17 protein-coding genes and 2 tRNA genes are annotated in these 21,598 nt (G+C 69.1%); 16 read left to right on the forward strand and 3 right to left on the reverse strand.

The window, feature by feature from the left end; translation table 11 throughout:
- Positions 1–102: 102 nt before the first annotated feature.
- On the reverse strand, positions 103–2,682 hold the full coding sequence (gene mutS, locus DFQ59_RS18565) for a DNA mismatch repair protein MutS (protein WP_114281237.1): 2,580 nt from the start codon (positions 2,680–2,682) through the stop codon (positions 103–105).
- Positions 2,683–2,917: 235 nt separating this feature from the next.
- Here mutS and DFQ59_RS18570 point away from each other — a divergent pair, with 235 nt between their 5' ends.
- The 10 genes from DFQ59_RS18570 to DFQ59_RS18615 all read left to right on the forward strand — a co-directional run bounded on the left by DFQ59_RS18570 (position 2,918) and on the right by DFQ59_RS18615 (position 11,652).
- On the forward strand, positions 2,918–3,520 hold the full coding sequence (locus tag DFQ59_RS18570; RefSeq protein WP_170142222.1) for a DUF1326 domain-containing protein: 603 nt from the start codon (positions 2,918–2,920) through the stop codon (positions 3,518–3,520).
- An 8-nt stretch (positions 3,521–3,528) separates the two neighbouring features.
- A complete protein-coding gene (locus DFQ59_RS18575; protein ID WP_114281239.1) occupies positions 3,529–4,308 on the forward strand; it encodes a DUF2182 domain-containing protein in 780 nt (259 codons plus the stop codon).
- 32 nt (positions 4,309–4,340) lie between these two features.
- Positions 4,341–4,844: a nicotinamide-nucleotide amidase gene (gene pncC, locus DFQ59_RS18580; protein WP_114281240.1), complete on the forward strand. Its 504-nt coding sequence runs from the start codon at positions 4,341–4,343 to the stop codon at positions 4,842–4,844.
- 4 nt (positions 4,845–4,848) lie between these two features.
- Positions 4,849–5,385, forward strand: coding sequence for an RNA 2',3'-cyclic phosphodiesterase (gene thpR / locus DFQ59_RS18585; RefSeq protein WP_114281241.1), 537 nt, complete (start codon positions 4,849–4,851; stop codon positions 5,383–5,385).
- A gap of 145 nt (positions 5,386–5,530) precedes the next feature.
- Positions 5,531–6,571 (forward strand): recombinase RecA, encoded by a 1,041-nt coding sequence (gene recA, locus DFQ59_RS18590; RefSeq protein WP_114281242.1) that lies wholly within the window; start codon positions 5,531–5,533, stop codon positions 6,569–6,571.
- Positions 6,572–6,681: 110 nt separating this feature from the next.
- Positions 6,682–7,020 carry a regulatory protein RecX gene (locus DFQ59_RS18595; RefSeq protein ID WP_245937325.1) on the forward strand — a complete coding sequence of 113 codons (339 nt, stop codon included), beginning with the start codon at positions 6,682–6,684 and terminating at the stop codon, positions 7,018–7,020.
- A gap of 59 nt (positions 7,021–7,079) precedes the next feature.
- A complete protein-coding gene (alaS, locus tag DFQ59_RS18600) occupies positions 7,080–9,713 on the forward strand; it encodes an alanine--tRNA ligase (RefSeq protein WP_114281244.1) in 2,634 nt (877 codons plus the stop codon).
- Positions 9,714–9,776: 63 nt separating this feature from the next.
- Entirely contained in the window at positions 9,777–11,021 is a 1,245-nt protein-coding gene (locus DFQ59_RS18605) for an aspartate kinase (protein WP_114281245.1), read from the forward strand.
- A 258-nt stretch (positions 11,022–11,279) separates the two neighbouring features.
- Positions 11,280–11,474 carry a carbon storage regulator CsrA gene (csrA, locus tag DFQ59_RS18610; protein WP_114281246.1) on the forward strand — a complete coding sequence of 65 codons (195 nt, stop codon included), beginning with the start codon at positions 11,280–11,282 and terminating at the stop codon, positions 11,472–11,474.
- Positions 11,475–11,559: 85 nt separating this feature from the next.
- Positions 11,560–11,652: transfer RNA gene (locus DFQ59_RS18615), tRNA-Ser, on the forward strand.
- Positions 11,653–11,782: 130 nt separating this feature from the next.
- Here DFQ59_RS18615 and DFQ59_RS18620 read toward each other — a convergent pair.
- On the reverse strand, positions 11,783–14,479 hold the full coding sequence (locus DFQ59_RS18620) for a bifunctional acetate--CoA ligase family protein/GNAT family N-acetyltransferase (protein ID WP_114281247.1): 2,697 nt from the start codon (positions 14,477–14,479) through the stop codon (positions 11,783–11,785).
- 113 nt (positions 14,480–14,592) lie between these two features.
- On the opposite strand from DFQ59_RS18620, the gene acsA reads away from it, so the two are divergent.
- Together acsA and DFQ59_RS18630 are read left to right on the forward strand one after the other, a co-directional pair.
- Positions 14,593–16,344, forward strand: a complete 1,752-nt coding sequence (gene acsA / locus DFQ59_RS18625) for an acetate--CoA ligase (RefSeq protein WP_114281248.1) — start codon at positions 14,593–14,595, stop codon at positions 16,342–16,344.
- Between the two features lie 18 nt (positions 16,345–16,362).
- Positions 16,363–16,611, forward strand: coding sequence for an acyl carrier protein (locus DFQ59_RS18630; RefSeq protein WP_114281249.1), 249 nt, complete (start codon positions 16,363–16,365; stop codon positions 16,609–16,611).
- A gap of 389 nt (positions 16,612–17,000) precedes the next feature.
- On the opposite strand, the gene DFQ59_RS18635 is transcribed toward DFQ59_RS18630, so the two are convergent.
- A complete protein-coding gene (locus DFQ59_RS18635) occupies positions 17,001–18,917 on the reverse strand; it encodes a RecQ family ATP-dependent DNA helicase (RefSeq protein ID WP_114281250.1) in 1,917 nt (638 codons plus the stop codon).
- A 269-nt stretch (positions 18,918–19,186) separates the two neighbouring features.
- On the opposite strand from DFQ59_RS18635, the gene DFQ59_RS18640 reads away from it, so the two are divergent.
- The 4 genes from DFQ59_RS18640 (at position 19,187) to DFQ59_RS18655 (ending at position 21,395) form a co-directional block, all read left to right on the forward strand.
- Positions 19,187–19,263 (forward strand) — tRNA-Arg (locus DFQ59_RS18640).
- A 193-nt stretch (positions 19,264–19,456) separates the two neighbouring features.
- Positions 19,457–19,726, forward strand: a complete 270-nt coding sequence (locus tag DFQ59_RS18645; protein WP_114281251.1) for a helix-turn-helix transcriptional regulator — start codon at positions 19,457–19,459, stop codon at positions 19,724–19,726.
- Between the two features lie 11 nt (positions 19,727–19,737).
- Complete coding sequence (locus DFQ59_RS18650; RefSeq protein ID WP_281268273.1) at positions 19,738–19,878, forward strand: MerR family transcriptional regulator; 141 nt, start codon at positions 19,738–19,740, stop codon at positions 19,876–19,878.
- A complete protein-coding gene (locus DFQ59_RS18655) occupies positions 19,875–21,395 on the forward strand; it encodes a type I restriction-modification system subunit M (RefSeq protein WP_114281253.1) in 1,521 nt (506 codons plus the stop codon). Before DFQ59_RS18650 ends, DFQ59_RS18655 begins: the two co-directional genes overlap by 4 nt.
- The last annotated feature ends 203 nt before the right edge of the window (positions 21,396–21,598 follow it).

The raw sequence follows: 21,598 nt of genomic DNA on the forward strand, positions 1-21,598 counted from the left end.
ACACGGAACACGGAACACGGAACACGGAACACGGAACACGGAACACGGAACACGGAACACGGAACACGGAACACGGAACACGGAACACGGAACACCCGGGCCTCACTCCCTGTCCACCATCCCCTTCAGACGGTAGAGCGTCTCCAGCGCCTCGCGCGGGCTGAGCGCGTCGGGCTCCACTGTACGCAGGGCCTCCAGGGCGGGGTGGGGCGGCGCGGCGGGGAAGAGGTCGGCCTGCCGCGGGGCCGAGGCCGCCACCGGGTGACCGTGCTCCCGGTTCTGGTCCTCCAGTTCCCGCAGCTTCTCCCGCGCCTGGCCGATGACCTCCCGGGGTACGCCGGCCAGCTGGGCCACCTGCAGGCCGTAGCTCTGGTTCGCCGGCCCCTCTTTCACTGCGTGCAGGAAGACGATTCCCTCGCCGTGCTCCACCGCGTCCAGGTGCACATTGACCACGCCCTCGTACTGTTCGGGCAGGGCGGTCAGCTCGAAGTAGTGGGTGGCGAACAGGGTGAAGGCGCGCAGCCGGCTCGCCAGCCAGGCGGCGCTGGACCAGGCCAGGGAGAGCCCGTCGAAGGTGCTGGTGCCCCGACCCACCTCGTCCATCAGCACCAGGCTCTCGGCGGTGGCGTTGTGGAGGATGTTGGCCGTCTCGGTCATCTCCACCATGAAGGTGGAACGTCCGCCGGCGAGATCGTCGGAAGCGCCGATGCGGGTGAAGATGCGGTCGATGGGGCCGATTCGCGCGCGCCGGGCCGGCACGAAGGCGCCGGTGTGGGCAAGCAGGGCGGTGAGGGCGATCTGGCGCATGTAGGTGGACTTGCCGCCCATGTTGGGGCCGGTGATGACGAGCATGCGCCGGGTCTCGTCGAGGTGCACGTCGTTGGGCACGAAGGGGGCTTCCAGCACCTGTTCCACCACCGGGTGGCGCCCCGCCTCGACGACGATCCCCGGTTCGTCCACCAGCTCCGGCGGCACCAGGTCCTGGGCGGCGGCCCGTGCGGCCAGGTTGGCCAGCACATCCAGCTCCGCCAGCGCCGCGGCGGTGGACTGCAGCCGCGGAAGCTCCGCGGCGAGGCAGTCCAGCAACTCCTCGTAGAGGGCCTTCTCCCGCGCCAGCGCCCGCTCCCGGCTGGAGAGCACCTTGTCCTCGAAGCCCTTGAGCTCCGGGGTGATGTAGCGTTCCACGTTCTTCAGGGTCTGGCGCCGGGTGTACTCGGTGGGCGCCTTGGCGGCCTGGCTGCGGCTGATTTCGATGTAGTAGCCGTGCACCCGGTTGTAGCCGAACCTGAGGGTGGGGATACCGGTACGCTCCCGTTCCCGCAGCTCCATCTCCAGCAGGCGGTCGCCGGCGTCCTCGCTCAGGCCGCGCAGCTCGTCGAGCTCCTCGTCGTAGCCCGGGGCGATCACCCCGCCATCGCGCACCAGCACCGGCGGGGTCTCCACCAGGGCGCGGCAGAGGCGCTCATGCAGCGCCGGCAGGGGCGCGGTCTCGCCGGCGAGCTCCGCCAGCCGGGGGGAGTCCAGCCCGGCCAGGGCCGTATTCAGCCCGGGCAGCATGCCCAGCGCCAGGCGCAGCTGGCCGAGATCCCGTGGCCGCGCCGAGCGCAGGGCCACCCGCGCCAGAATCCGCTCCACGTCGCCGATGCCCCGCAGCAGCGGGGCGATCCCCTCGTGGCGGTGCTCCTCGAGCAGGGTGCCGACGGCGTGCTGGCGCAGGCGCAGCGTGGTGCGGTCGCGCAGCGGGCGCTGCAGCCAGCGGGCCAGCAGCCGCGAGCCCATGGGGGTGGCGGTCTGGTCCAGCACTGCCAGCAGGGTGTGCTCGCGCCCCCCCGAGAGGTTGACCGTGAGCTCCAGGTTGCGGCGGGTGGCCGCGTCGAGAATGACGCTCTCCTCCCGGGACTCGGTGCGCAGGGCGCGGATGTGGGGCAGGGCGCTGCGCTGGGTGTCCTTGGCGTACTGCAGCAGACAGCCGGCCGCGCCCACCGCCAGGGGCAGGTGGGCGCAGCCGAAGGGGTCCAGGTCGCGGGTGCCGAACTGGGCGCAGAGCTCCCGGGTGGCGGTCTGCGGGTCGAAGTACCAGGGCGGCTGGCGGGTGGGGCGGAAGCGCGGCTCCAGGAAACCGGACTCCAGCTCCTCGTCCACCAGCAGCTCGGCGGGCTGCAGCCGCTCCAGCTCGCCGAGCAGCGCCTCCCGGCCCTCCACCTCCAGCACCTGGAAGCGGCCGCTGGTGATGTCCAGGCTCGCCAGGCCGTAGTGCCCGTCGTGGCCGGCCAGCGCCACCAGCAGGTTGTCCCGGCGCTCCTCCAGCAGGGCCTCGTCGCTGACGGTGCCGGGGGTGACCACGCGCACCACCTGGCGCTCCACCGGCCCCTTGGAGGCGGCGGGATCGCCGATCTGCTCGCAGATGGCCACCGACTCGCCCAGCCGCACCAGGCGGCCCAGGTAGCTCTCCACCGCGTGCACGGGCACGCCCGCCATGGGAATCGGCGCCCCCGCCGACTGGCCCCGGGTGGTCAGGGTGATGTCCAGCAGCTTCGCCACCCGCCGGGCGTCGTCGTAGAACAGCTCGTAGAAATCGCCCATGCGGTAGAACAGCAGCCGGTGGGGCTGCTCCGCCTTGATGCGCAGGTACTGCTGCATCATCGGCGTGTGGCGGGAGAGGTCCTGGATTGCCTGGGTCATGGGGGCGCAGTTTAACGGATGCGGACCGGGGGGTGGAGTGGGTGGCGAGCAGGAGCGGGGCGGACGACATTGACAGGGCGATTTAATAGACTAAATTGCTATGATATTAGGGCGTGTCCCCGCCCCACCCCGCACACCCCTTTCGGCTTCGCGGAGCCTCCTTCTCGGCACAACCCTGTGTCTTCCGCCGATTACCTCTCCACAGGGGTGTCCCGACGGCATCGAGGAGGAAAATATGGCGACCTGGAACCTGTCCGGAAACTATGCGGAGACCTGCAGCTGCTCCGTACCCTGCCCCTGCAACTTCCTGAACGCCCCCACGGAGGAGGACTGCACCGCCTGGGCGGCGTGGCACATCGAGGAGGGCGAATTCGACGGCACGCCGCTCGGCGGCCTCAATGTCGCCCTTGCCCTCAACTCGCCCGGCCACATGCTGGAGACCAAGTGGCGGGTGGCCATGTATGTGGATGACCGGGCCGGGGAAGCCCAGCGCGAGGCCCTGCAGCAGATCTTCGGCGGCGAGGCCGGCGGCCTGTTCGGCGAGCTGAAGGGCTTCATCGGCGAGGTCGCGGGGGTGCGCAGCGCCGCCATCGAGTTCCGCAACGCGGGTGGCGGTCGCCACTTCAGCATCGAAGGGGCCGGGTCGGCGGACATCGAGCCGGTGGCGGGCGAGGGCGGCCAGGCAGTGCGCATCGACAACGCGCCCCTGTCGCTGTCTCCCGGTCAGCCGCTCACCGTGGGCAAGGCCGCGGCGGTCAGCCTGAGCGACCACGGCATCACGCTGGGGAAGGCGGGTCTCAACGCCTTTTTCGCTCCCTTCAGCTACACCTCCGGGTAGGCCGGGCGATGACCGCCACGACGGCCCGGCCATTCGCCGGCGGCTGGGTGGTCTGGATTCCGCTCGCCCTGGTGGTCACTGCGGCCTGGGCCTACCTGCTGGTCATCGACCGGCAGATGGCCATGACGGAGTGGCTCAGCGGCCTGCCCGTGCTGATGCCGATGAGCAGCAGCTGGAGCAGCGCGGATGCCGTGCTCATCTTCGCCATGTGGACGGTGATGATGGTGGCGATGATGACCCCGACGCTGGTGCCGCTACTGCTCCTGGTCACGCGGCTCCGGCCGGGCGGCCGGGGTCGGCTGCTGGTCCGGGTCGGCGCCCTGATCGTCGGCTACAGCATCACCTGGGCGCTGTTCAGCGCCATTGCCACCGGTGTCCACTGGGCCCTGCTGCAGGGTGAGGTGATCACCCCCATGCTGGCGGGACGGCGGGTGGAGTTCGCGGCCGTGCTGCTGGTTGCCGCCGGCCTGTTCCAGCTGACCCCCCTGAAGAACTACTGCCTGACCCGCTGCCGGTCGCCCCTCGGCCTGGTGATGACCGAATGGCGGCCGGGGCCGGCCGGCGCCCTGCGCCTGGGCTGGCTGCACGGCCGCCACTGTGTCGGCTGCTGCTGGGCGCTGATGGGGCTGCTGTTCGTGTTCGGTGCCATGAACCTGCTCTGGGTCGCGGCGCTGTCGCTACTGGTGCTGGCGGAGAAGGCGCTGGTGCGGGGTCCGTGGCCGAGCCGGGTGCTGGGCGGCCTGCTGATTGCCTGGGGGCTGGGTCTGCTGATCCGCGGCGTCTATTGAAGCGCCTCCGGTGAGTCGGTAACTTGGTCGCCATGAACGGCGAAACCGAACTGGAGTCCCTGGCCCGGCGGGTGGGGCGGACGCTGCTGGAGCGGGGGCTGATGCTGGCCACCGCCGAGTCCTGCACCGGCGGCTGGGTGGCGCAGGCCGTGACCGCCGTCGACGGCAGCTCGCAGTGGTTCGAGCGCGGCTTCGTCACCTACAGCAACGCGGCCAAGCAGGAACTGCTGGGGGTGCGGGCGGAGACGCTGGAAGCCCACGGCGCCGTGAGCGAGGCCACCGTGCTGGAGATGGCCACCGGGGCCCTGGCCCACAGCCGGGCCCGGGTGGCGCTCTCCATCAGCGGGGTGGCCGGCCCCACGGGCGGCACGCCGGAAAAACCGGTGGGGACGGTCTGGCACGGCTGGGCGCTGGCGGGGCGGTCGCCCCGGGCGCGCCTGCACCGCTACGACGGCGACCGCACGTCCGTGCGCCGGCAGGCGGTGATCACCGCCCTGGCGGGGTTGCTGGAGCTGCTGGAGGAGCGGGCGGACTGACGCCATGCCGTCCGAACCGTCCGCCCGCGAACGCCTTTTCTTCGCCCTCTGGCCCGGGCCGACGGTGCGGGCGGCCCTGGCCCGGCAGGCGCGGGAGGCCTGTGCCGGCCTGCGGGGGCGCCCGACCCCCGCGGACAACCTCCATGTGACCCTGGCGTTCCTGGGCGACCTGGACGCCGAGCGGCGCGCCTGCATGGAGGCGGTGGCGGGACGCCTGCCGTTCGAACCCTTCGACCTGGTCCTCGACCGCCTCGAGTATGTCCCCCGCAACCGCATCCTCTGGCTCGGCGCCGGGGAGCTGCCCATGCCCCTGGCGCGGCTGGCCGGGGGGCTCAACGCCGGCCTGCGCGAGTGCGGCCACGAACCGGAGCGGCGGCCCTTCCGCGCCCACATCACCCTCATGCGCAAGCTCGACCGGCCGCCCCGGCACCTGGCGCCGGAGCCACTCGCCTGGCATGTGGACGGTTTCGCCCTGGTCCGCTCCCGCCTCGCCCCGGAGGGGGCGCACTACGAGGTGGTGGCGCGCTGGCCGGCCGGGTAGCCCACCGGCCCGCAAATCCGCTTTTCACCCCCCTTCCCATGCGGCATCCGGGCTAGGAGCCCGTTTCCAGGTATGGGATAATTTTCATTTGGATTTCAGGCAGGCTCCCCGGGGCCTGCCGCGGACGCCGATCACAGGAGCGACGATGGACGACAACAAGCGGAAGGCCCTCAGCGCAGCCCTGAGCCAGATAGAACGCCAGTTCGGCAAGGGCTCGGTCATGCGCATGGGCGATGGCAGCGCGGTACGCGACATCTCGGTCATCTCCACCGGTTCCCTGGGGCTGGACATCGCGCTCGGGGTGGGCGGCGTGCCCCGCGGCCGGGTGGTGGAGGTCTACGGCCCGGAGTCCTCGGGCAAGACCACCCTGACCCTGCAGGTGGTGGCCGAGGCGCAGAAGCTTGGCGGCACCGCCGCGTTCATCGACGCCGAGCACGCCCTGGACCCCGGCTACGCCGAGAAGCTCGGCGTCAACGTGGACGACCTGCTGGTCTCCCAGCCCGACACCGGCGAGCAGGCGCTGGAGATCGCCGACATGCTGGTGCGCTCCGGGGCGGTGGACGTGGTGGTGGTGGACTCGGTGGCGGCGCTCACGCCGAAGGCCGAGATCGAGGGCGAGATGGGCGACTCCCACGTGGGCCTGCAGGCGCGGCTGATGTCCCAGGCCCTGCGCAAGCTCACCGCCAACATCAAGCGCTCCAACACCCTGGTGATCTTCATCAACCAGATCCGCATGAAGATCGGGGTGATGTTCGGCAACCCCGAGACCACCACCGGCGGCAACGCGCTCAAGTTCTACTCCTCGGTGCGCCTGGACATCCGCCGCATCGGCGCCATCAAGAAGGGCGACGAGGTGGTGGGCAACGAGACCCGCGTGAAGGTGGTGAAGAACAAGGTGGCCCCGCCCTTCCGGCAGGCGGAGTTCGACATCCTCTACGGCGAGGGCATCTCCCGCGAGGGCGAGATCATCGACCTCGGCGTGAAGGAGGGCATCGTGGAGAAGTCCGGCGCCTGGTACAGCTACGGCAAGGACCGCATCGGCCAGGGCAAGGACAACGTGCGCCAGTTCCTGAAGGAGCACCCGGAGATGGCCGCGGAGATCGAGGCCAAGATCCGGGCCCGCCTGCTGCCCTCCACCGTGCCGGCCGCCGACCCCGCGGCCGCCGCGGCCGAGGCCGAGGCCTGAGCGAGCAGGCCGATGTCCGGGCCGCGGCGCTCCAGCGCCTGGCCCGGCGCGAATATGCCCGCGGCGAGCTGCGCGCGCGGCTGCTCCACGGGGGGCACCCGGCGGCGGCGGTGGACGCCGAGCTGGACGCCCTGGTCCGGGAGGGGCTGCTGAGCGACGAGCGCTTCTGCGAGGTGTTCATCCGCACCCGCGCCGGCAGCGGCTACGGGCCGCTGCGCATCCGCCAGGAGCTGAACCAGCGCGGCGTCGACGAGGCGCTGGCCGGGCAGGCGCTCGCGGCGGCGGAGGCCGACTGGGCCGCGCTCGCCGCGGAGGTGCGCCGCCGCCGTTTCGGGGAGCGGCTTCCCCGCGGCTACCCGGAGTGGGCGAAGCAGGCGCGCTTCCTCCAGTACCGGGGCTTCGGCAGTGAGACGATTCGCGCCGCCCTGGGCGGCGATGCGGACGATTAGGCGCCGGCGACGCACGACACAGAACATCCATAAAGCAAGACCAAGACCGAGGCGGTCCGATGACGACGAGCAGTGCAGCACTGAGACAGGCCTTCCTGGAGTACTTCCAGCGCCAGGGCCACACCGTGGTGGCCAGCAGTCCGCTGGTGCCCGGCAACGACCCCACCCTGCTGTTCACCAATGCGGGAATGGTGCAGTTCAAGGACGTGTTCCTCGGCCGCGAGCAGCGCCCCTACAGCCGCGCCGCCACCTCCCAGCGCTGTGTCCGGGCCGGCGGCAAGCACAACGATCTCGAGAACGTGGGCTACACCGCCCGCCACCACACCTTCTTCGAGATGCTGGGCAACTTCAGCTTCGGCGACTACTTCAAGCGCGAGGCCATCGGCTTCGCCTGGGAGTTCCTCACCGGGGTGCTCGCCCTGCCCGCCGAGCGGCTGTGGGTGACGGTCTACCAGGACGACGACGAGGCCGCGGACATCTGGCTCGGGGAGATAGGCGTCGACCCGGCCCGCTTCACCCGCATCGGCGACAAGCCCGGCGGGAAGCAGTACGAGAGCGACAACTTCTGGTCCATGGGCGATACCGGCCCCTGCGGCCCCTGCTCGGAGATCTTCTACGACCACGGGCCGGAGGTGGCGGGCGGCCCCCCCGGCAGCCCCGACGAGGACGGCGATCGCTACATCGAGATCTGGAACCTCGTGTTCATGCAGTACGACCGCGCCGCCGACGGCACCCTCAATCCCCTGCCCAAGCCCTCGGTGGACACCGGCATGGGGCTGGAGCGGCTGGCGGCGGTGATGCAGGGGGTGCACAGCAACTACGAGATCGATCTCTTCCACCACCTCATCGAGGCGGCGGCGGCGCTGGCGGGTCTCGACAGCACGGCCAACGTCTCCCTGCGGGTCATCGCCGACCACATCCGCTCCTGCAGCTTCCTGGTGACCGACGGCGTGCTGCCCTCCAACGAGGGGCGCGGCTACGTGCTCCGCCGCATCATCCGCCGGGCCATCCGCCACGGCCACAAGCTGGGCCTGCGCGAGCCCTTCTTCCACAAGCTGGTGGCCCCGCTGGTGGCGGAGATGGGCGCGGCCTACCCGGAGCTGGCCGCGGCCCGGGCCCAGGTGGAGCGGGTGCTCGCCCGCGAGGAGGAGCGCTTCGCCGAAACCCTCGACCAGGGCTTGCGCATCTACGAGGAGAAGACCGCCGGCCTCGACCGGGGCGGGGTGATCCCGGGTGATGTCCTGTTCCTGCTCTACGACACCTACGGCTTCCCGGTGGACCTCACCGCCGACATCGCCCGCGAGCGGGGCCTGGGCGTGGACATGGCCGGCTTCGAGCGCGAGATGGAGGGTCAGCGGGAGCGGGCCCGCGCCGCCAGCCAGTTCGGCTCCGACTACCACGCCACTCCCGCGGTGGAGGGGCGCACCGAGTTCACCGGCTACGACGGCGTCGCCGGCGAGGGCACCGTCACCGCCCTCTACCGCGACGGCGAGGCGGTAGAGACGCTCGCCGCGGGCGAGCAGGGCGTGGTGGTGCTGGACCGCACGCCCTTCTACGCCGAGTCGGGCGGCCAGGTGGGCGACCACGGCACCCTCACCTCGGGCGAGGCCTCCTTCGAGGTGGGCGACACCCGCAAGGAGGGCGCGGTGCACCTGCACCTCGGCCGGCTGCGCCTGGGCAGCCTGCGGGTGGGGGACCGCGTGCGCGCCGAGGTGAGCGCGCGGGAGCGTGGCGCCACCGCCTGCAACCACTCGGCCACCCACCTGCTGCACGCGGCGCTGCGCCGGGTGCTGGGCGGGCACGTGACCCAGAAGGGCTCGCTGGTGGAGCCCGGCCGGCTGCGCTTCGACTTCTCCCACTTCGAGCCCATGACCGCCGCGGAGCTGCGCGAGGTGGAGCGGCTGGTGAACGGGCAGATCCGCGCCAACCTGCCGGTACAGGCCGACGAGATGACCTATGACGAGGCCATCGAGCGCGGCGCCATGGCGCTGTTCGGCGAGAAGTACGGCGATCGGGTGCGGGTGCTCAGCATGGGCGAGTTCTCCACCGAGCTGTGCGGCGGCATCCACGTGCGCCGCACCGGCGACATCGGCCTGTTCAAGATCGTGGCCGAGGCGGGCGTGGCCGCCGGCGTGCGCCGCATCGAGGCGGTGACCGGCGCCGGCGCCCTGGAGTGGGTGGAGGGCATGCAGGCCCAGCTGGAGCACATCGGCGCGCTGTTCAAGGGCGGACGCGAACAGCTCGACGTGCGCGTGGCCCAGGCCCTGGAGCGCAGCCGGGCCCTGGAGAAGGAGCTGGAACGGCTGAAGGGCCGGCTCGCCAGCGTCGCCGGCTCCGATCTGGCCGGACAGGCGCAGGAGATCGGCGGGGTGAAGGTGCTGGCCGCCCGGCTGGACGGGGCCGATCCCAAGTCCCTGCGCGAGACCCTGGATCAGCTGAAGAACAAGATGGGCACCGCCGCCATCGTGCTCGCCACCGTGAGCGAGGGCAAGGTGACCCTGGTGGCCGGCGTCACCAAGGACGCCACCGGTCGCCTCAAGGCCGGCGAGCTGGTCAACGTGGTGGCCAGCCGCGTGGGCGGGCGCGGCGGCGGCCGGCCCGACATGGCCCAGGCGGGCGGCACCCAGCCGGAGAACCTGGACGGGGCGCTGGCGGACGTGCCGGGCTGGGTGGCGGAGCAGCTGGGCGCCTGATGTTTAGATTTCCGGTGGATAAACCTATAAAATAACGCGTTTTTATCGCCCAAGAGGCAGTACATGGCACTTATTGTTCAGAAGTACGGCGGTACCTCGGTGGGCACCATCGAGCGCATCGAGAACGTGGCCGAGAAGGTCAGCCGGACCCGGGACGCGGGCAACAGCGTGGTGGTGGTGGTCTCCGCCATGAGCGGGGAGACCAACCGGCTGCTCGACCTGGCCCGCGGGATCGACCAGAACCCCACCCAGCGCGAAATGGACGTGCTGGTCTCCACCGGCGAGCAGGTGACCATCGCGCTTCTCAGCATGGCGCTGACCAAGCGCGGCTGCCCGGCCCGCTCCTACACCGGCGGCCAGGTGAAGATCCTGACCGACAGCGCCCACACCAAGGCGCGCATCCTCGACATCGAGACCGAGCGCATGCGCGCCGACCTCGACGCCGGCCGCGTCCTGGTGGTGGCCGGCTTCCAGGGGGTAGACGAGGGCGGCAACATCACCACGCTCGGCCGCGGCGGCTCCGACACCACCGCCGTGGCCCTGGCCGCGGCGCTGAAGGCCGACGAGTGCCAGATCTACACCGACGTGGACGGCGTCTACACCACCGACCCGCGGGTGGTCTCCGAAGCCCGGCGGCTCGATCGCATCACCTTCGAGGAGATGCTGGAGATGGCGAGCCTCGGCTCCAAGGTGCTGCAGATCCGCTCGGTGGAGTTCGCCGGCAAGTACAACGTCCCCCTGCGCGTGCTGTCGAGCTTCGAAGAGGGCCCCGGCACGCTGATCACCTACGAGGAAGAGGACCAGGCTATGGAACAACCCGAAATCTCCGGCATCGCCTTCAACCGGGACGAGGCGAAGCTGACCATCACCGGCGTGCCTGACCGCCCGGGCGTGGCCTACAAGATCCTGGGCCCCATCGGCGAGAGCAACATCGAGGTGGACATGATCGTCCAGAACGTGGGGGCGGACGACACCACCGACTTCACCTTCACCGTCCACCGCAACGACTATGAAAAGGCGCTCGGGCTGCTGGAGCGGACCGCCGCCGACCTTGGCGCCCGCTCCGTGAGCGGCGACAAGAAGATCGCCAAGATCTCCCTCGTGGGCGTGGGCATGCGCTCCCATGCCGGCATCGCCAGCAGGATGTTCGAGTGCCTGGCGAAGGAGGGCATCAACATCCAGATGATCTCCACCTCGGAGATCAAGATCTCCGTGGTCATCGACGAGAAGTACCTGGAGCTCGGCGTGCGCGCTCTGCACTCGGGCTTCGGACTGGAAGGGGCGCAGGAGGAGACCATCTCCTCCTGACCCGACAACGGGTCCACCCTGCAGGCCAGCCGCGCCAGGGTTCAAGGGGTGGCGCAGCGGGTCCGGCGGGGAGGCCTCAGCAACAGCCAGGGAAGGACTGAGGAGCTGCAAAAACACAAGCGAAGACGGGTCCCGTACAGGGTTGAAACATTATTGTCAAACATTGTCACAGTCGCTTGATATCCAACCCCAACCCGGGAACCCTGAAGCAGCACCGGAATCATAAAACGACGCAATAGGGAAGTGAGGTGATTGACGATGTTAATTCTGACAAGGCGTGTCGGTGAAACCCTGATGATTGGCGACGAAGTCACCGTGACGGTGCTCGGGGTCAAGGGCAACCAGGTGCGGATCGGCGTAAACGCTCCCAAGGATGTCTCCGTTCATCGCGAGGAGATCTACCAGCGTATCCAGCATGAAAAGGAGGGCGAGCCGGACAGCAATGCCGGTTGATTCACAGTCCTTTCAGACCCCCTGAGAAGGCCGATCGTGTTCTACACATCGGCCTTCTTTCATGCTATTCTTCGCGCTCGTTTTTGGAGAGGTGGCCGAGAGGCTGAAGGCGCTCCCCTGCTAAGGGAGTATGGGGTCAAAAGCTCCATCGAGGGTTCGAATCCCTCCCTCTCCGCCAGTATCCCAGGAAGCAGACCGCCCGCAGGCGGTTTTTTTGTGCCTGGAATTGACCGGATTCGTTACCGCCGGGAATCCGATCTCCGGATCGTATCTTCCAGGCGGTGTCTTCCGGATGATCGTCCCGGCGCTCAGACCGCGCCTGGCTCGAGATTCAGCGTCACCCGGATCATGCCGGGTTCGTCCGCCACGGCGGCTTCCCTGAACCCGAGGATGCCGCACAGCTTGCGCATCTGCCGGTTCTCCTGCAGCACGTCGCCGAAGATCTCCCGGATGCCGCGCTGGCGCGCGTAGTCGATGATGCGCTTCATCAGGAAGATGCCCAGGCCCATGGCGGTCATGTCGTGGCGGACGATGATGGCGTACTCGGCGCGCTCGTTCTCCGTGTCGGCGATGATGTTCGCCACGCCGTAGATCTCGGTCTTCCCGGGAATGCCGCTCTCGGTGAGGATGAGCCCCATCTCGCGGTCGTAGTCGATCTGGGTGAAGCGGACCGCCGCCACGTGGGAGAGAGTCTTCATGGAAATGAAGAAGCGCAGGCGGACCTCCTCCGGGGTGAGCTTGCTGAAGGTGGCCTGCAGCGAGGGTTCGTCCTCCGGGCGGATGGGGCGCAGCAGGAGCGTGCGCCCGTCGCCGAGGGGAATCTCCTCCTCCAGCTCCTTGGGGTAGGGGCGAATCGCGAGGCGCTGGCCTGCCGGCCCCGTGGCCTCGCCCACCCGCATGCGCGCATCCAGCGCGATTACCCCGTATTGGTCGGCCAGCAGGGGATTGATGTCCAGTTCCATGAGCTCGGGGATGTCGATGACCAGCTGCGCCACCTTGATGAGGGTGAGCGCGATGGCCTCGAGGTTGGCGGGGGGCAGATCCCGGTAGCCCTGCAGCAGGCTGTGGATGCGGGTGCGCGACATGACCTCGTGGGCCAGCCGCATGTTGAGCGGCGGCAGGGCCAGCGCCTGGTCCTTCAGCACTTCAACGGCGGTGCCGCCCTGCCCGAAGAGGATGGTGGGGCCGAACTGGGGATCCTCCGTCACCCCGATGATGAGCTCGAAGGCCTGCGGCCGGCGCACCATGGGCTGGACGCTGAAACCGGTCAGCCGCGCTTCGGGGCGGGCCCACCGGACCCGCTCCTGCATGGTGACGGCCATCTCCTGCACGGCGGCGGGGCCGTCGAGATCCCGGGCGACCCCGCCCACGTCGGACTTGTGGCTGATGTCCGGGGAGACGATCTTGAGCACCACGGTCCCGCCGATCCGCGCCGCGACCGAGGCGGCCTCCCCGGGTGTGCGCGCCCACTCGGTGGAAACGATCGGGACACCGTAGGCGGCGAGCACCTCCTTGGCCTCGGGCTCCGTGAGCCAGTCGCGGCTCTCCCCCAGTGCCTGCCGGATGACCCGCTGCGCCCGCGCCGTGTCGGTGGTGAACTCCTCCGGCACCGACGGCGGGGTCTCCATCAGCGTCTCCTGGTTGCGGCGGTAGTTCACCAGGTGCATGAAGGCGCGCACCGCCTGTTCGGGGGTGTCGTAGCTCGGGATCCGGTGGCGGGCGAACAGGTGGCGCACCTCCGCCGCGGAGCCGTCGCCGACCCAGCTGGTCAGCAGCGGCAGCTTCGGCTTCGCCGTGGCGGTGCGGATCACCGCCTGGGCGGCGTCGGTGCTGGAGGCCACCGCCGTGGGGCAGTTGAGGACGAGGATGGCATCGATGTCCCGGTCGTTCGCCAGCACCTCCAGGGCGTCGGCGTAGCGGCTGCCCGTGGCGTCACCGACGATGTCCACGGGATTACCGTGGGACCAGGTGGGCGGCAGTACCCGGTCGAGGTTCGCCAGGGTCTCCGGGGCGAGCTCCGCCAGGCGCGCGCCCTCGTCGATGACCGCGTCCGCGGCGAGCACGCCGACCCCGCCGCCGTTGGTGAGGATCGCCAGCCGCTCCCCCCTCGGCCTGCAGCCCATGGCCAGGGTCTCGGCCGCGTCGAACAGCTCCTCCAGGGTATAGACCCGCAGCATGCCCGCGCGCCGGAAGGCCGCGTCATAGACCGCGTCCGAGCCGGCCAGCGCCCCGGTGTGGGAGGCGGCCGCCCGGGCTCCCTCGGCGTGGCGGCCCGCCTTGACAATGATGACCGGCTTCATCCGCGCCGCGGCGCGGGCGGCCGACATGAACTTGCGCGCGTTGGTGATCGCCTCGACGTAGAGGAGGATGGCCCGGGTCTCCCGCTCGTTGGCGAGATAGTCCAGCAGGTCGGCGAAATCCACGTCGGCCATGTCGCCGAGGGAGACCAGGTGCGAGAAGCCGATGCCGCGGCTCTGCGCCCAGTCCAGGATGGAGGTGACGATGGCCCCGGACTGGGTGACGAAGGCGAGCTGGCCCGCCAGTGGGTTGAGGTGGGCGAAGCTGGCGTTGAGCCCGATGCCGGGAATCAGGACGCCCAGGCAGTTCGGCCCGACGATGCGCAGGGTGTGGGGCCGGGCCGCGTCCAGCATGGCCTGCTGCAGCTCCCGGCCGTGGGTTTGGGCGGTTTCGCCGAAGCCGGCGGTAATCACCACCGCGGCCTTGGTCCCCCGCGCGCCGAGCTCGGCGATGATGCCGGGGACGGCATCGGGCGGGGTGGCGATGACGGCGAGATCGGGCGTGACGGGGAGGTTGGCCACGTCCGGGTAGGTCCACACGCCGCGGACGAAGCGGTGGCTGGGGTTGACGGGCATGATGGGCCCGTCGAAGCCGCCGAGGTAGAGGTTGTTGGCCAGCACCGCGCCGATGGACGACGGCCTGTCGCTCGCGCCGATCAGTGCAACGGATTTCGGCCGGAACACGAACTCGAGGTTTTTGATGGTCATGTCACGCCTTGCAGGTCATCAGCCGGACCGCGCATCGACCGGGCTGCGGGTGTCGATCCAAGTCTGGGACACTACACTGGAGTTAACAACCCAGGCACCAGGTGCAGATGCCGATGAACGAAGGACCACCCACGGGCCGGAACGCGCCACCCAACCTGGCGGACTACGAGGCCGAGTGCGCCGCCTTCTCGTGGGAGGCCGCCCGCGCCGGGCTGGAGGGACTGCCCGGCGGGGCCGGCCTGAATATCGCCCACGAGGCGGTCGACCGCCATGCCGCCGGTCCGCGCCGGGAGCGGATCGCCCTGCGCGCGCTGCGCCGCGACGGGTCCGTGCAGGAGATCACCTATGGGGCGCTGCGCGAGCTCACCGGCCGCTTCGCCAACCTGCTGCAGGGCCTGGGAGTGGGGCCGGGGGAGACCGTCTTCACCCTGCTCGGCCGGGTGCCCGAGCTCCATGTTACCGCCGTGGGCGCCTGGAAGCACCGCAGCGTCTTCTGCCCGCTGTTCTCGGCGTTCGGCCCCGAGCCCGTCCGCACGCGCCTGGAGATCGGCCGGGCCCGGGTGCTGGTCACCACGGCGGCGCTCTACAGGCGCAAGGTGGAGCCGCTGCGCGCGGCGCTCCCGCACCTGGCGCACGTGCTGCTGGTCGGCCTGGAGGGCGCGGCGGCCCCCGCCGGCACGCACGACTTCGACCGCCTGCTCCGGGCGGCGGATGCCCGCTTCGACATTCCCCCCACCGACCCGCAGGCGCCGGCCCTGCTTCACTTCACCAGCGGCACCACCGGCCGCCCGAAGGGGGCCCTCCACGTGCACGAGGCGGTGGTAGCCCACCACGCCACCGGGCGGCTGGCCCTCGATCTCCACCCGGAGGACATCTACTGGTGCACGGCGGATCCCGGCTGGGTGACGGGCATCTCCTACGGTGTCATCGCGCCGCTGACCGTCGGCGCGACCCTCGTCGTGGACGAGGAGGAGTTCGACGTGGAGCGCTGGTACCGGGTGCTCCAGGAGCAGGGGGTGAACGTCTGGTACACCGCCCCCACGGCGGTGCGGATGATGATGAAGTACGGCGCGGAGGTGGCGCGTGGCTACGACTTCTCGGCCCTGCGCTTCCTGGCCAGCGTGGGCGAGCCCCTCAACCCGGGGGCGGTTGAGTGGGGGCGGGAGGCCTTCGGCCTGCCGTTCCACGACAATTGGTGGCAGACCGAGACGGGGGCTATCATGATCGCCAACTTCCGCGCCATGGCGATCCGGCCGGGCTCCATGGGCCGGCCGGTGCCCGGCATCGAGGCGGCCATCGTGCGCCGCACCGGTGCGGCCGGCGTGGAGGTGGTGGAAGAGGCTGGCGTGACCGGCGAGCTGGCGCTGCGCAGCGGCTGGCCCTCCATGTTCCGCGGCTATCTCGGTGACGAGGCGCGCTATCGCAAGTGCTTCGCCGGCGGCTGGTACCTCAGCGGCGACCTGGCCCGGCGTGACGCCGACGGCTACTTCTGGTTCGTCGGCCGGGCGGACGACCTCATCAAGTCCGCCGGCCACCTCATCGGGCCGTTCGAGGTGGAGAGCGTGCTGATGGAACACCCGGCGGTGGCCGAGGCCGGCGTCATCGGCAAGCCCGACCCGATGGCCGGCGAGATCGTCAAGGCGTTCGTGGTGCTGAAGCCCGGCCTGGTCATGGACCGGGATCTGCAGCGCCAGCTCCTGGCCCACGCCCGCCGGCGCCTCGGCGCGGCGGTGGCGCCGAAGGAGATCGAGGCCCGGCCCGAACTCCCCAAGACACGCTCCGGCAAGATCATGCGGCGGCTGCTGAAGGCGCAGGAGACGGGACAGCCGGCGGGCGACCTCTCGACACTGTCGGGCGATGCATAGGCGAGGCGATAGAGAATCATGAACAGAGAGGCACTCCGGGCGGAGACGCTCGACATCCTGCAGGAAATCGTTCCCGACCTCGAACCGGAACGGCTCGACAGCAAGGCCAGCTTCCGGGACCAGTTCGAAATCGACTCCATCGACTACCTCAACTTCGTCCTCACCCTGGAAAAGAAGCTCGGCATCACCATCCCCGAGGTGGACTACCCCCGGCTCTCCAGCCTCGACGGCTGCCTCGCCTACCTGGAGGCGAAGACCGGCGGCTGAGGGACGCCCGGAATCGCCGCGAGGGCGCGCCTCCCACAAGGCATCCCGGCCCCTGCGGCTCGATCAAAGCCAGTGGGAGGCCCGCCCCCGGGGCGATAGGGGCGGGGCCGGAGCCCGGTGGATGACTTGTCCCCGGAGCACCGGAAGCCAACGGGACAGGAAATCATGTCACCCCTGTAAATCCTGTCCATTCAAAACCAATCGCCGCGAGGGCGCGCCTCCCACAAGGCATCCCGGCCCCTGCGGCTCGATCAAAGCCAGTGGGAGGCCCGCCCCCGGGGCGATAGGGCGGGGCCGGAGCCCGGTGGATGAATGGTCTCCGGAGCACCGGAAGCCAACGGGACAGGAAATCATGTCAATCCTGTAAATCCTGTCTATTCGAATATCCATCATTCCAGCCGTGCCTCCGCCCACGCCAGCACCTCACTGAAGGGCATCCGCTCCAGCCGCCCGAACAGCCGGTGGCTGCCGAGCCTGGCGCGGCTCAGCTTCGGGGTGGTGACGCCGCAGAGAAAACGGGCCAGCGCCCGTGGAGTGCCGAGCAGCGCCTCGCTCTCCAGCAGGGGTTCGAGCTCCGTTCCCAGCCCCGGCGGAATGGGCGGGTTCCGCCGCTCGACGGTCACGGCACCCTCGCCGCGGCAGCCGCTGCAGTGGCCGCAGGGCTCCACCAGGGTCTCGCCGAAGTGGGCGGCCAGCGCGGCGCTGCGGCAGCCCTCACCGGCGGCGAGCGCGAGCACCTGCCCCAGGCGATCGATCTCTGCGGCCTCCCGCCGCAGCATCCGCTGGTGGAGTTGATCGGCCAGGGAGTCGGTGTCCTCCGGGGCGCGCAGGCGCCGGTAGCGGTTGCGCACCCCGGCCGCCTTCACCTCCAGCATCCGCTGCTCCCCGAGCCAGTCCAGCGCGCGGATCACCCGCTCCCGGTCGCAGCCGAGGGCCGCGGCCGCCGCGGCCGGGTCGAGGCTGAACCAGGTGCGGCCCTTGCGCGCCTGGCGGAAGAGCCCCTCGAGGAAGATGCGCCGCTCGCCCTCGAAGCGATCCAGGATCTCCCCCGAGCCGAACAGCGGCTGGAAACGGTAGTCGGCATAGAAAGGCGTGCCGGCCTCCAGCCAGCCCTCCAGCTCCAGGTAGGTGAGCAGGGTGCGCAGGACCAGGGGGCGGATATCGTGGCGGGCCGAGAACTCGTAGAGGGACAGGTCGAACGCCTCCCCCGCGGCGAAGAGCGCACCCAGCAGGCCGCGCACCGCGCCGACGTCGGGCGTATCGCCGTAGACGAAGTTCTCCAGCACGTTGAGATCGTCGGCGCAGAGCAGCAGGTGGCAGATGGCGGGCTCTCCGTCCCGTCCCGCCCGGCCGATCTCCTGGGCGTAGTTCTCCAGGCTCTTGGGCGGGTTGTAGTGGTAGACGTAGCGGATGTCCGCCTTGTCCACCCCCATGCCGAAGGCGATGGTGGCCACCACGATCCCGTCTCCCGAGGCCATGAACCACTCCTGCACCCGGGTCCGCTCCTCCTCCTTCAGGCCGGCATGGTAGGCCCGCGCCGGCAGGCCGGCCCCGGCGAGCCGGCCGGCCAGCGTCTCGGCGGTGCGCTGCAGGGTGACGTAGACGATGGTGGGGCCGCGCGGACGCTCCCGGAGCAGGCCCAGCAGCTTCCCGTCGCGCCGGTCGGCTGCCACCGGGGTCGTCAGCAGGTGGAGATTGGGCCGGTAGAAGCCGGTGCGCACGGCGCACCCGGGCGCGATCCGGAACGCCGCGCAGATATCCTCCAGCACCCTGGGCGTGGCCGTGGCGGTCAGGGCCAGGATGCGCTCGGCGCCGAACTCGCGGGCGAACTCCGCCAGCTTGAGGTAGTCGGGCCGGAAGTTGTGGCCCCACTCGGAGATGCAGTGGGCCTCGTCCACGGCGAACAGCGACACCCGCACCCGGGCGATGGCCGCGCGGAAGCGCTCGTTGTTGAAGCGCTCGGGGGCCACGTAGAGCAGCCGCAGGCTGCCGTCGCGGACCCGCTCCATCACCTCCCGGTGGCCCTCGGCGCCGAGGGTCGAGTCGAGGCGCCGGGCGGCGATGCCGCGGGCGGCCAGGGCGTCGATCTGATCCTTCATCAGGGCGATGAGGGGCGAGACCACCAGGGTCAGGCCCGGCAGCAGCAGGGCGGGCAGCTGGTAGCAGAGGGACTTGCCGCCCCCGGTGGGAAACACCGCCGCCGCGGAGCGCCCGGCCAGCAGGTGCTCCATCACCGGCGCCTGGCCGGGGCGCAGCTCCGCGTGGCCGAAGTGTTCCCCGAGGGCGGACCGAATCCGTTCGGTCATGGGTATCCTCCTGGAAGGTTGGTCGGGTCATCAGGACCGGGTGGCCCGAACCCGGTCGCGGAGTTCCGTCCCCGCGCCGGAACCCACCCGGCAACCGGGCCAAGACACCACACAACCGCCCGCGGCGTCAATGGCCCGGGTATGCCGCGCAGGTAAGCCCGTGACCCACCGGGGCGGCGGGAAAGGGCGGTCGGCCAGCGCCGGTTACGGCGCCGGCCACTCCCTTGACAGCCCAGCCCCGAATGAGGAAAATACCGCACCTCAGCAAGGCGCCCGTAGCTCAGCTGGATAGAGTACCTGGCTACGAACCAGGCGGTCGCACGTTCGAATCGTGCCGGGCGCGCCAGAATCCCAAAAGGGCCGACTGCCTTCAGCAGTCGGCCCTTTTCGTTTTTTACCTCGCATCAACGCCAACCCCGCGCCTGCTCCAGCCGTAACCTCAAGGTGGCCCCTGAAATATTCCCGAGCGGGAAAGAGTCGTTTGTAATGCAGACAGTGGTCCTCTATCTTTCCCGAACGGGAAATTCTGGAGTGCCCGCATGAACCGCAAAGCGCCATTGCCGAACTGGACTCTCGTGACCGCCGAGGACATCGGCCGCTGTGTCCGTGACCAGCGCAAGGCCCAGGGGGCCACCCAGTCCGATCTCGCCGCCCTGTGCGGCGTCGGTATTCGCTTCATTTCCGAACTGGAGAACGGCAAGCCCACCGCAGAGTTGGGCAAGGTCCTGCAGCTGCTCAAGTGCCTGGGGCTCGAGATCAGTGCGAGGCCCCGGCACTGGGAATCTAGATCTATATGGCGGTCTGAATAATCAGCTGCAGCATCGTCTGTACTTGGATCGAAAAGCAGGGCATGTCCGCACATCGCTTCGGACGCATCTGGAGGTTCAGGAAGGACGATGTGGACAATTTGGTGAAGGCTGGCGGCGTGGTGGACAAGACAAGACAGGAACAAGGGGAATGAGAAGGAAGAACGGAAATGACAATTCAGTCGCTCTGGATATCGGGACCCTCTCAGGACATCTCTGGGAGGCGGCCAATATCCTGCGTGGCCCGGTCGATGCGGCCGATTTCAAGACCTACATCTTCCCGCTGTTGTTCTTCAAGCGGCTTTCCGACGTCTATGACGAGGAGTATGCCGCCGCCTTGGAAGAGGCTGACGGGGACGTGGAGTACGCCCGGTTCCCCGAGAACCACCGGTTCCAGGTGCCGGAGGATTGCCACTGGCAGGATGTCCGGGCCAAGAGCGCCAATATCGGCCATGCGCTCCAGAAGGCCATGCGCTGCATCGAGCAGGCCAACCCGGACACCCTGCACGGCATCTTTGGCGATGCCCAGTGGACCAACAAGGATCGCCTTTCGGACGCGCTGCTCAAGGACCTGCTCGAACACTTCTCGTCGCTCAACCTGGGCAATGAGCTCTGCAAGGCGGACATCCTCGGCCAGGCCTATGAATACCTGATCAAAAAGTTTGCCGACCTCACCAACAAGAAGGCCGGTGAGTTCTATACCCCGCGCTCTGTGGTCGCGCTGATGGTACGCATTCTTGCGCCCAAGGCCGGGGAAACCATCTATGACCCGGCATGCGGGACCGGCGGCATGCTCCTCGAGGCACTGCACCATGTCAAAGAGCATGGCGGCGACGAGCACCTCATGCTGGGCAAGCTCTACGGCCAGGAAAAGAACCTGACCACATCCTCCATCGCCCGGATGAACCTCTTCCTCCACGGCGCGGAGGATTTCCATATAGAACGCGGCGATACTCTGCGCCTGCCCGCCTTCTACTCAGGCGACAGCCTCGCCACCTTTGACTGCGTCATCGCCAATCCTCCCTTCTCCCTGGAAAAGTGGGGGGACGATGTCTGGATCAACGACCCCTACGGACGCAACTTTGCCGGGCTGCCGCCAGCCAAGTCCGGCGACTTCGCCTGGGTCCAGCACATGATCAAATCCATGGCCCGCAAGACCGGCCGCATGGCCGTGGTGCTTCCTCATGGCGTGCTGTTCCGCATGTCCAAGGAAGGCGAGATCCGGCGCAAGCTGCTGGAGATGGACATGCTCGAAGCGGTGATCGGCCTCGGTCAGAACATTTTCTATGGCACCGGTCTCGCGCCGTGCGTTCTGGTCTTCCGGGACAGCAAGCCCAAGGCGCACCGCCAGAAAGTGCTGTTCATCGACGCCTCCAAGGAGTTCAAGACCGGCCGCGCCCAGAACGAGCTGCTGCCGGAACACGTGGACAACATCCATCGCTGGTACGAGGGCTATCAGGATGTGGAAGGGATCTGCCGGGTGGTTACCCTCGACGAGATCCGCGAGAACGATTTCAACCTGAATATCCCCCGCTACGTGGAGCCGGTGATCGAGGAAGAATCCATGACCATCGATCAGGCCATCGCCAACCTCAAGGAATCGCTGCAGGCGGCGTATGCGGCCGAAGATCGGTTGAAGGCGTTGCTCGAGAAAGAGGGGTTGATGGCATGAGTAACACATCAACCAGAGTCGAACGTGCGCAGAAACCACGGAAATGTCCCGAATGCGGGCAGGCCCCTCTGGCCAGCATCCTCTATGGCATGCCCGCTTTCGATGAGGAGCTAGAACGAAAAATGAATGAAGGCCGGATCACGCTTGGCGGCTGCTGTGTCAGCGATGACGATCCAGCGTGGGAATGCACCCACTGCGGGCTC

This window comes from Thioalbus denitrificans, from assembly GCF_003337735.1.
In the GTDB taxonomy this organism is placed as follows: Bacteria; Pseudomonadota; Gammaproteobacteria; order DSM-26407; family DSM-26407; genus Thioalbus; species Thioalbus denitrificans.

Excerpts from the sequence above, each read along its gene's own strand:
- mutS (WP_114281237.1), bottom strand. The coding sequence starts at position 2,682 with ATGACCCAGGCAATCCAGGACCTCTCCCGCCACACGCCGATGATGCAG.
- DFQ59_RS18570 (WP_170142222.1), top strand. The coding sequence starts at position 2,918 with ATGGCGACCTGGAACCTGTCCGGAAACTATGCGGAGACCTGCAGCTGC.
- DFQ59_RS18575 (WP_114281239.1), top strand. The coding sequence starts at position 3,529 with ATGACCGCCACGACGGCCCGGCCATTCGCCGGCGGCTGGGTGGTCTGG.
- pncC (WP_114281240.1), top strand. The coding sequence starts at position 4,341 with ATGAACGGCGAAACCGAACTGGAGTCCCTGGCCCGGCGGGTGGGGCGG.
- thpR (WP_114281241.1), top strand. The coding sequence starts at position 4,849 with ATGCCGTCCGAACCGTCCGCCCGCGAACGCCTTTTCTTCGCCCTCTGG.
- recA (WP_114281242.1), top strand. The coding sequence starts at position 5,531 with ATGGACGACAACAAGCGGAAGGCCCTCAGCGCAGCCCTGAGCCAGATA.
- alaS (WP_114281244.1), top strand. The coding sequence starts at position 7,080 with ATGACGACGAGCAGTGCAGCACTGAGACAGGCCTTCCTGGAGTACTTC.
- DFQ59_RS18605 (WP_114281245.1), top strand. The coding sequence starts at position 9,777 with ATGGCACTTATTGTTCAGAAGTACGGCGGTACCTCGGTGGGCACCATC.
- csrA (WP_114281246.1), top strand. The coding sequence starts at position 11,280 with ATGTTAATTCTGACAAGGCGTGTCGGTGAAACCCTGATGATTGGCGAC.
- DFQ59_RS18620 (WP_114281247.1), bottom strand. The coding sequence starts at position 14,479 with ATGACCATCAAAAACCTCGAGTTCGTGTTCCGGCCGAAATCCGTTGCA.
- acsA (WP_114281248.1), top strand. The coding sequence starts at position 14,593 with ATGAACGAAGGACCACCCACGGGCCGGAACGCGCCACCCAACCTGGCG.
- DFQ59_RS18630 (WP_114281249.1), top strand. The coding sequence starts at position 16,363 with ATGAACAGAGAGGCACTCCGGGCGGAGACGCTCGACATCCTGCAGGAA.
- DFQ59_RS18635 (WP_114281250.1), bottom strand. The coding sequence starts at position 18,917 with ATGACCGAACGGATTCGGTCCGCCCTCGGGGAACACTTCGGCCACGCG.
- DFQ59_RS18645 (WP_114281251.1), top strand. The coding sequence starts at position 19,457 with ATGAACCGCAAAGCGCCATTGCCGAACTGGACTCTCGTGACCGCCGAG.
- DFQ59_RS18655 (WP_114281253.1), top strand. The coding sequence starts at position 19,875 with ATGAGAAGGAAGAACGGAAATGACAATTCAGTCGCTCTGGATATCGGG.